Origin of the sequence: Kribbella sancticallisti (assembly GCF_039530625.1) — a bacterium.
Lineage (GTDB): Bacteria > Actinomycetota > Actinomycetes > Propionibacteriales > Kribbellaceae > Kribbella > Kribbella sancticallisti.
The window spans coordinates 1-9,136 of record NZ_BAAAOS010000059.1; the positions used below are offsets into that span (position 1 = coordinate 1).

Consider the following 9,136-nt stretch of genomic DNA (forward strand, 5'->3'; position numbering starts at 1 on the left):
CGAGGTCATCCGGTCGGTATACGCCGACGTCATGGGGAAGCTGCCCGACGCCGCATGGGCCCCCGGCGCCACCATCGTCCGTGAGCTCCTCCCCGGCCCACCCGAGCTTCCGGAAACGAACTGGCGCGCCTCCAGACAATCCGCAGCAAGGAAGGCCGAACGCGCCCAGAACAAGAGCGGGACACCAGGGACTGAGCAGCATGGATGATCTGCGGCTGTCGCAGTCGTGGGTTTCTTCGAGTGTCGTCGAAAGGACGGTCGAGTCGACTTGATCCCAGTTACCCTGCGATCGCAGAGAAGGGGAAGGCAGTGAGGAGCGGTTGATGGCGCCGAACGTCAGCTACCGGGAAGTGTTCGGAGTGCGCGAGTTCCGCGCCATCTGGCTCGCGGAAGGTCAGTCTGTTGTTGGTGATCAGCTGGCTCGCGTCGCCTTGTCGGTGTTGGTCTTCTCCGACACTGGATCGGCGGCGCTGACCGCACTGGCCTACGCGTTGACGTTCGTCCCCTCCTTGCTTGGTGGGATTGCCCTGACCAGACTTGCTGATCGCGTCCCGCGGCGCGAGCTGATGGCATGGATCGACGGACTGCGGGGTGCCTTGATTCTGCCTGTGGCGATCCCTGCAACACCGTTCTGGACCTGTTGTGTGCTCGTCGGGGCGGTGTCGCTACTACAGCCAGTGTTCAAGGCCGCGCAGCTGGCGTTGCTCCCGGAGGTGCTCGGCGAGGAGCGTTATCTGACTGGTCTGGCGATCCGCAGCGTCACCAACCAGTTCTTTCAGATGGTGGGGTTCGCCGGTGGTGGCCTGCTGATTGCCCTGCTGAACGCCCACCTGGTGCTGGTCCTTGATGGGTTTTCGTTCTTCGTTTCGGCGTTGCTGATTCGGCTCCTGCTGACACGACGGCCCGCCGCCGACCGGCCGGCCGAGGACCTGCCAGATCGACGGTCGAGTTCGCGAGCATCGATGGGACAGTCCTGGGGCCTGCTGTTTGGTGAGCGGCAGACGAGAGTCCTCGTACTGATGCTGTGGCTGATGGCGCTGGTGACTGTGTACGAAGGCTTGGCCGTTCCGTACGCTGCCGTGCTCGGGGAAGGCTCGGTCACGGCTGGGTTGATCCTGGCTGCGGATCCGCTGGGGAGCATCGTCGGCGCCATGGTCTTCAGCCGATGGGTGCCAGAGCCGTGGCGCAGGAGACTTCTGGGGCCGCTCGTCGTCGCCGCCGCGGTGCCGGTGGCGATCTGCTTGTTGAGGCCTGGACTGCTGCTTTCTGTCGTGCTCTTTGTGCTCGCCGGTGCACTGGGAACGAGCGTGGTGATGCAGACGACTGCGGCGATCACATTCCGGATCCCTGACTCCCGGCGGGGCACGATCCTTGGTCTGTCCAATGCCGGCCTGACAACTGTCACCGGCCTCAGCCCGCTCCTGGCCGGGGTCATCGCGGACCACACCGACGCGGTCCAGACGGTCGGGTGGTTCGGGCTTGCTGGAGTCCTCGCTGCCATCCCGCTCGCAGTGATGTGGCATCGCTCAGGCAACATCAGCCGAGTATCGAGCGATTCGCCGCTCCAGTCTTGATGAGTTGGCTACTCCGCGCCGGCTCAACGAGCTTCGACATACGTGCCATCCTGGCTGGGGGTCCCCGGTGTGCAGTCGTCGTGTACGGCGAGGAGTTGCCGGCGGTGACCTTCCAGTCGAGCTCGTCCGACGCGGCGCGGATTCTCTCGCCGAGAATCGCGATTGAGAGCGGATCAGATCACTGATCGCTGCGTCGATCCGGCAGCATTCAGCGGTCAGATCGCACGTGAGCTTGGCGTTGCTCGTTCGTTCGCAGCACCTGTGGCGCATGCGAGGGTCTCTGGGATCTTCTCGCTGTGGACGCCGGCCGCGAACAGTTGCTGGACTAGGATCACCGGTCCACTGCATACTCCGGGTACTCTCAATGACCGCTGGCGGTGCGTACGGAGCTGTGCATGCTCTGCTCCTCGTAGTAGCGCGGCGACCGCAGCCTCACCACAGTGCGTCGCGACAGTTCGCCGATCGTCGATTGGTGAAGGCCGGACGTCGAGTCCGGCCTGCACCATCAAGAACAGCTCACATGTCGCGGTTGGAACTCATATTTCACCTCCACCGATAGCACCTGCGGCCGCAGGCTCGACGCCGGACACCGGCGTCGATGCCACGCAAAGGCAAACTTGCCATTTCCACTGCAGCTTCGCTAACACTTCAGATCTGCTCGAAAGATCTGGCACCGGGGACTGCCCCTGGTTCGGTTGACTCCTGATCTGTGAGGACATGGGTCCTTGCTGGAAGGATGTCTGTCATGCCGAAAGCGTTTCCGTTGGAGTTCCGTCGTGATGTGGTCGCGGTCGCCCGCAAGGGCGAGGCGCCGATCGGGCAGGTCGCGAAGGACTTCGGGATCTCCGTGTCGTGTCTGAGCCGTTGGCTGAAACTGGCCGATATCGAGGACGGCAACCGTCCGGGCGCGACTCAGCAGGAGTCGACCGAGCTGCGCGAAGCGAAGAAGCGGGTTCGGCAACTGGAGCAGGAAAACGAGATCCTGCGCCGGGCCGCTGCCTACTTCGCGCGTGACATCAACCCAAAATGACGTATCCGCTGGTCCCTTGACCTTGCCGTCGACGGTATCGCCGTCGTGGTGACCTGCCGGGTGCTGGGCTTCAGTAAGCAAGCGTTCTACAAATGGCGCAGAAACCCTGTCACGCATCGCGATTTCGACGATGCGCACCTGATCAACGCCGCTCGTGAGATCCATGGCGACGATCCGGGGTTCGGGTACCGGTTCATCGCCGACGAACTACCCGCCAAGGGCGTCACCGCGGGCGAGAACCGGGTCGCGAGGCTGTGCAGGCAGGAGCGGATCTGGTCGGTCCACGCCAAGCAACGCGGACTGAACCGTAAAGCCGGCCCGCCGGTGCACGACGATCTCATGAAGCGGGTGTTCACCGCGCCGGCCCCGAACCTGGTCTGGCTGACCGACACCGAACACGCCACCAGCGAGGGCAAGCTGTACCTGTGCGCGATCAAGGACGTGCACTCCAACCGGATCGTCGGCTACTCCATCGATTCGCGGATGAAAGCCTCACTGGCCGTGGCGGCGCTGCGCAACGCGATCGCGTTGCGTGAACCAGCACCCGGACTGATCGTTCACAGCGACCGCGGCAGCCAGTTCCGATCGAAGAAATTCGTCCGGGTCCTCAAAGCCCACCAGTTGCGCGGCTCGATGGGCAGAGTCGGAGCCTGCGGCGACAACGCCGCGATGGAATCCTTCTTCGCCCTGCTCCAGAAGAACGTCCTGGACCGGCAACGCTGGACCACCCGCGCCCAACTCCGCCTGGCGATGGTGTCCTGGATCGAGACCACCTACCACCGACGACGCCGACAACGCGCACTCGGCAAACTCACACCCATCGAGTTTGAGATGATTCAACCGGTCGCACTCGCGGCCTGAACCACCACACCCTGCGAGTCAACTGAACTCGGGGCAGTCCCCTGTGGCAAACGCGCCTTGTACACCGGAGCTTTGCAGCGGTGCTCCCGACAAACCACATGCGACGGCATAGGCAGCCACGGCCCCCCGGTACTCGCTACCCCCATCGCCCGTCAACCACACCCGGTTGGGTGCCGGCGCGGTGAAGACCCGCTTCACCAGGTCGTCGTGCACGGGTGGCCCGGCCTTGCGGTTCAGGCCGCGCTTCTTGGCGTGGATCAACCAGATCCGTTCTTGCCGGCAGAGCCTGGCGACCCGGTTCTCACCCGCGGTGAGGTGGCTGGCTGAGAGGCGCGGGCGCAACCGTCGATATCGCGGCCTTCCCAGCCACGAAAGCCGGAAACACCCGCACGATCGCCTGGATCATCCGCCGCACCGACGTCAGTGTCCTGGCCGCTGTCGAAGGCACCTCCTCCCACGGCGCGAGCGTCACCGCCGCGCTGCTCGAAAAGGGCCTTGAGGTCGCTGAGGTTCGCCCCGCGCCAAGGTCGAGCCATGCACACGTCGGCAAGTCCGACGCATTGGACGCCAAGGCTGCCGCACGAACTGCCCTCGGGCGTGACTACAACAGGCTCGCCCGACCACGCCGAACCGGGCGACGCGCCGCGCTGCGGATCCTCCTCACCTCCCGATCGATCATCGATCAGCAGCGCACTGCCAACCGCAACGCGTAGACCGCGATGCTGCGCAGCACCGACCTCGGCATCGACGCCAGGACCCGCCGACCGACACGCAGGTCCGCGCCATCGCCTCATGGCGCACCACACGCACCAATCCGGCAACCGATCCTCTACCCATCGCGCGCCGCAAGCCCGCCGACTGGCTCTGGCCGTCCCCGAACAGACCAAGCAACTTTAAGACAATCACCGCGAACTCCAACTACTGGCCGAACAGCTTGCTCCTGGCCCGCAGGAACTGCCCGGCCTCGGCCCGGTCACCACCGCGATCATCGTCTGCGCCTACTCCCACCACGGACGCGTCCGGTCCGAGGCCGCCTTCGCCTGCCTCGGCGGGATCGCTCACTGCCAGCATCGTCTGGCAACACCAGCCGCCACGGCTGTCTCGCTCAGGTGACCGGCAACCCAACCGCGCCTTCGACGTGATCGTCCGCACCCGTATGAGCTACGACCCCGCCAGCCGCGACACATCGGTCGCCATGATCGCCCGTCGTGCCGATCTAGTCGCAAGGCACAGTGCGGAACCACCGCACGGCCGTGGTCGCCAAAGCTCTTAGCTATCCCCGCCAGATCGGCCGGGAGCCGCTGTCGTACTGCACGGGGATCTTGATCGGGAGCGGGGGGCAAGCAATCGTTTGGCTTGTGCCCAGGGCCAGCGCGACCGCGGGCATGCTGTCCGCATCAGTACAGTTCTTGTACTGATTGTGCTGATAGTACCCAGAATATTCTCTTGACAACTGTGCAATGAGCGCAAGACAATCAACCGACGGACGATCAACCTGAGGTCAACTCGGTGGTCTTGTCCCCGACGCTTGGCCTTCAAGAACCGACCGGCTGACTGCCGGCCTAATTTGAGTGGCGGTGTTTCCGATGAGTCGGCGATTCAAGAACTGCGATACCGGAGCGGGCGCGGACACGCGGCGACGCCGCCGACGCAGGTCCCCGGTCTGGACCCGGTTGACGGTGCTGCTGACAGCGGGCGCGCTGGTGACCGGCTGCATGGTCGAATCGGATCCCTCGGCCGGTTCCGTCGGCGGCGGCGACTCGGTGGTGGACTTCCCGAACTGGGTCTGGGGTTCGCAGGACAACGCACCGTATTGGAAGGCGCTGAAGGCCGAGTTCGAGGCGGAGAACGCCGGCCTCCGGCTCACCGACGAGGTGGTTCCCGGCGGCGAGTACCAGGACAAGATGTTCACCTTGCTGTCCGCAGGAAGTCCGCCGGACCTGGTCACGCCCTTCGATCCGCAGATGCGCGCCTGGGCCGACGCCGGACTGCTGGAGCCCCTCGATCCCTGGCTGACCGAGGCGGGATACGACCTCGAGAGCTTCGTGCCGGCGAACCAAATCGCGCGGGGCTCGGACGGCAAGATCTACGGGGTCATCTACGTCTCCAACCCGCGCGTGCTGTTCATCAACCGCGGGTTGCTGGAACGGAACGGCCTGAAGGCGCCGACGACCCCGGACGAGGTGCTGTCGATGGCACGCAAGCTCCGCGACAAGTCGGCCCAGCAGTTCGGGTTCGCGACCATGTCCGCCTCGGCCGCCTCCTTCCCGACCTACGGTGAGCTCGTCCCGATCGTGAAGAGCTTCGGCGGAGACTTCGTGACGGACGGCAAAGCGACGGCGAACGGCACCGAGACGGTCAAGGCGCTCGAGTTCATCGAGAACCTGCACGCCGACGGCTTGATCCCGGCCGGGCAGACCGAGACCGACTATCGCGAGGGCTTCGCCCAGGGCAAGATCGCGAGCATCGTCTGCGGCGCCTTCGTGATGGCGACGGTGAAGGCGAAGAACGCGAAGGCGTTCGCCGACTTCGACGCCGTGCCGATGCCCTTCGGGTCCGAGCGGACGACGGCCGCCAACGGCTTCTTCGCGATCCCGAAGAAGGCCAAGGACAAGGACGCGGCCGCCAGGGTGATCCTCAAGGCTCTCGAGGACAAGTGGCAGAAGAACCTGGTGGAGATGTCGTGGCAGGTGCCGGCCCGTCCCGGCATGGTCAGCAAGGACTTCCTCGCGCAGCACTCCTGGTTCCAGACCATGGTCGACGCGGTCCCGCATGCGGAGTCGCTGGCCCCGGAGGGACACGAGAAGGTCGCTCCGCAGATTCAGGACACCGTGGCCAAGCACTACCAGCGGATGCTGCTCACCGACTCCACCCCCGCGAACTCCGCCCAAGCCCTGCAGCAGGACCTAACCAAGATTCTCGACGGGTCCTGACCGGTGCCTCGCACGGCAGATCGCACGAAAGGCGAGGCGATGCAGTCCCTGCAGCAGGTCCGACGCGACGTTCCGGAGGGGCCCGCCGGCAGACGCGCACCCGGCGGCCAGAACCGGCCGCTGGGAAGTCGTGATCCTAGGCGGACCAAGCAGGCCGTCGTCATGTTCCTGCTGCCGACCGTCCTGGCAATGACGCTGCTGTTCCTCTGGCCGCTGTGGCAGGCAGGCGGCCTCAGCTTCACCCGCCGCGACGTGGCCGGCTTCACGCTGGCCAACTACACAGACCTGCTCACCGACCCGCAGTTCCACCGCTCGGCGTTCATCTCCATCCAGTACACGATCGCCGTCGTTGCCGGAAGCATCGCCGCGGGAATGGGCACCGCTCTCCTGCTCAACCGGAGTGTTCGCGGCATCGCGGTCCTGCGCTCACTGTTCATCATGCCGTGGGCGATGCCCTTCGTCGCCACCGCGCTGATCTGGCGCTGGATGCTGGACTCGCAGTACGGCGTACTGACCTATGCACTCACGTTCTTCGGCATCGACCAGGTCGCCAACCCGTTCAGCTCGGGGTCGGCACTCGTGACGGTGTCGGTGATCGAGATCTGGAAGACTTTCCCGCTCGCGGCCATCATGATGCTGGCCGGGATGCAGGCGATCCAGAAGGAACTGTACGAGTCGGCGGCCATCGACGGCGCCGGACCGCTGCGTCGCTTCCGGCACGTCACGCTGCCCGGTCTGCGGCACACCACCAGTGCCGTCACCCTGCTGCTCACCCTCTGGATCTTCGGTCGGGCCTTCATCGTGATCTTCCTGACCACGGGAGGCGGGCCGGGCGGCGCCACCGAAACGCTGGTGCTGCTGACCTATCTCAAGGGCTTCAACCAGTTCGACCTGCACGGCGCGGCCGCGGTCGGCATGGTCACGCTGGCGGTCTCGATCCTGCTGACGATCATCTACCGGAAGGTGGCCAAAGATGACGCGTAAACCGGACGGAGTCCGGATCGCGAGGCTGGGATCGGGGTTGCTCACCGGTGCCACCTGGCTGCTCGCCCTGGCGGTCATCTTCCCGTTCCTGTGGATGCTGATCCAGGCCATCCAGCCGGACTCCCTGCGCTTCAACTATCCACCGATCGTCGACGCGTCCCGTTTCACCACGGCCGGCTTCGAGCAGGCCGGCCGCGACGGCGAGATCCTGACCTGGCTGCGGAACTCCGGTGTGGTGGCGTTGACCAGCACCGCGATCTCGTTGCTACTCGGGGCCGGCGCGGCCTATGCGATCGCACGGTTCCGCTCCCGCGCGGTCACCGCGTCGACGATGTTGATCCTGTCCAGCCAAATGGTTCCACCGGTGGTCCTGATGGTTCCGCTGTTCACGATCATCAACGCGCTCGGCCTGTTCGACACGCTGGTCGCCGTGGTGCTGGGCAACGTCGCGTTCACGCTACCGGTGGTGACCTGGATGTTGTCGGCCAGCTTCCGCACCGTCCCTCCGGAGCTGGAGGAGGCCGCGATGGTCGACGGCTGCGGCTGGCTGGGGGTACTGCGGCGGATCACCTTCCCGGTCGCGCTTCCCGGTGTCGCCGCGGCCGCCGCCTTCTCCTTCAACTGGGCGTGGCAGGAGTTCCTCTTCGCCCGGATCGTGGTCTCCCGCAGTGAGAACTGGGTGGGAGGCATCGGGCTCTCTTCCTTCTTCGGGATGTTCGACACCCCGTGGGACGTGGTGATGGCGGCCACCGTCATCTTCACGGTGCCGCCGGTCGTCTTCTTCCTGATCGCCCAGCGACGGTTCGTGGACAGCGTCGGAGGTGCGGTGAAGGGGTGAGCCCGGCAAGCGACCAGAACAGACCAGCGAGGAGTGAGATGGTGCAGCAGACCTACGGAGTCATCGGGCTCGGGGCGATGGGCGCGGGGATCGCGACCAATCTGGCCAAGGCCGGCTACGACGTGGCGGCGTTCGATCCGGTCGAGGCCGCCTGCCGGAAGGCCGCCGACGGTGGCGTTCGTATCGTCAGCGATCCCGGTGCCGTGGCGTCCGAAGCCACAGCGGGACTGATCAGTGTCGTTCGGACGGCGCAGCAGAACGAGGAGGTGCTGACCGGGCCGGGCGGTGTGCTGGGCCAGGCTCCGGCCGGCTTGCCGGTGATCGTCGCCAGCACGATCGCACCCTCGGTGATGCGGGACCTGGCCGGGCGGCTGACCGACGGAGGACTCCGGCCGGTCGGAGCCGCGCTCAGCGGTGGTCCCTGGGGCGCCGACGCCGGGACCTTGACCTTCATGGTGGCTGGTGAGCGCTCGGCGGTGGCCGATGTCCGGCCGCTGTTCGAGGCCGCGGGCTCCAAGACCGTGGTGGTCTCGGAGCGTCCGGAGGTCGCGCAGGCGGCGAAACTGTCGGTGCAGCTGATCTACGGCGTCAACATGATGGGCGTCTTCGAAGCTCTCAGGCTCGGCTCGGCCTTCGGTATCGATCACGGGGATCTCCAGGACATCTTGTGCCACTCGGTGGCGGACAGCTGGATCGCCCGCAACTGGGATCACGTGCGGGAGTGGTGGGAGGGTGACGGCAACGGACTGGACATCCTGCTGAAGGATCTGCGGGCGGTGCTCAGTGAGGCGGATGGCGCGTCCCTGTCGCTGCCGACCACCGCGCTCTCGTTCGATCTGATGCGGGCGGTGTGGCCGGCGTTCGGGAGCTCCTTGCCACCCCAGACGAAGCCGGCCGCCGATCCGGTCGCCTGGGC

General features: G+C 65.7%; 8 protein-coding genes and 2 pseudogenes. 9 read left to right on the forward strand and 1 reads right to left on the reverse strand.

Translation table 11 applies throughout. The annotated features are described in order from the left end of the window. From ABD255_RS37785 to ABD255_RS37795, 3 genes and pseudogenes are all read left to right on the forward strand, one after another. The coding region (locus tag ABD255_RS37785; protein WP_344221617.1) for a hypothetical protein at positions 1-208 on the forward strand (208 nt) is incomplete at its 5' end. A gap of 115 nt (positions 209-323) precedes the next feature. After that, positions 324-1,574, forward strand: coding sequence for an MFS transporter (locus ABD255_RS37790; protein WP_344221618.1), 1,251 nt, complete (start codon positions 324-326; stop codon positions 1,572-1,574). Between the two features lie 745 nt (positions 1,575-2,319). Beyond that, positions 2,320-3,465: pseudogene (locus ABD255_RS37795) on the forward strand (IS3 family transposase). Positions 3,466-3,618: 153 nt separating this feature from the next. Here the strand turns inward: ABD255_RS37795 and ABD255_RS37800 are convergent. Next, positions 3,619-3,789 (reverse strand): annotated as a pseudogene (locus ABD255_RS37800) (IS3 family transposase); the annotation flags it as partial. Between ABD255_RS37800 and ABD255_RS43945 the strand changes: the two are divergent. From ABD255_RS43945 to ABD255_RS37825, 6 genes are all read left to right on the forward strand, one after another. Then, positions 3,789-4,178, forward strand: coding sequence for an IS110 family transposase (locus ABD255_RS43945; protein WP_425554636.1), 390 nt, complete (start codon positions 3,789-3,791; stop codon positions 4,176-4,178). The pseudogene ABD255_RS37800 and the gene ABD255_RS43945 overlap by 1 nt on opposite strands. Positions 4,179-4,452: 274 nt before the next feature. After that, entirely contained in the window at positions 4,453-4,578 is a 126-nt protein-coding gene (locus tag ABD255_RS43950; RefSeq protein WP_425554637.1) for a hypothetical protein, read from the forward strand. A gap of 473 nt (positions 4,579-5,051) precedes the next feature. After that, complete coding sequence (locus ABD255_RS37810) at positions 5,052-6,398, forward strand: ABC transporter substrate-binding protein (protein WP_344221620.1); 1,347 nt, start codon at positions 5,052-5,054, stop codon at positions 6,396-6,398. A gap of 162 nt (positions 6,399-6,560) precedes the next feature. Next, positions 6,561-7,382, forward strand: coding sequence for a carbohydrate ABC transporter permease (locus tag ABD255_RS37815; protein ID WP_344221621.1), 822 nt, complete (start codon positions 6,561-6,563; stop codon positions 7,380-7,382). Beyond that, positions 7,372-8,220 (forward strand): carbohydrate ABC transporter permease, encoded by an 849-nt coding sequence (locus ABD255_RS37820; RefSeq protein WP_344221622.1) that lies wholly within the window; start codon positions 7,372-7,374, stop codon positions 8,218-8,220. Before ABD255_RS37815 ends, ABD255_RS37820 begins: the two co-directional genes overlap by 11 nt. Before the next feature lie 38 nt (positions 8,221-8,258). Next, the coding region (locus tag ABD255_RS37825) for an NAD(P)-dependent oxidoreductase (protein WP_344221623.1) at positions 8,259-9,136 on the forward strand (878 nt) is incomplete at its 3' end.

What these genes read in the sequence shown, in the direction of transcription:
- ABD255_RS37815 (WP_344221621.1), top strand. Translation starts at nt 6,561, where the DNA reads ATGTTCCTGCTGCCGACCGTCCTGGCAATGACGCTGCTGTTCCTCTGG.
- ABD255_RS37810 (WP_344221620.1), top strand. Translation starts at nt 5,052, where the DNA reads ATGAGTCGGCGATTCAAGAACTGCGATACCGGAGCGGGCGCGGACACG.
- ABD255_RS37820 (WP_344221622.1), top strand. Translation starts at nt 7,372, where the DNA reads ATGACGCGTAAACCGGACGGAGTCCGGATCGCGAGGCTGGGATCGGGG.
- ABD255_RS37790 (WP_344221618.1), top strand. Translation starts at nt 324, where the DNA reads ATGGCGCCGAACGTCAGCTACCGGGAAGTGTTCGGAGTGCGCGAGTTC.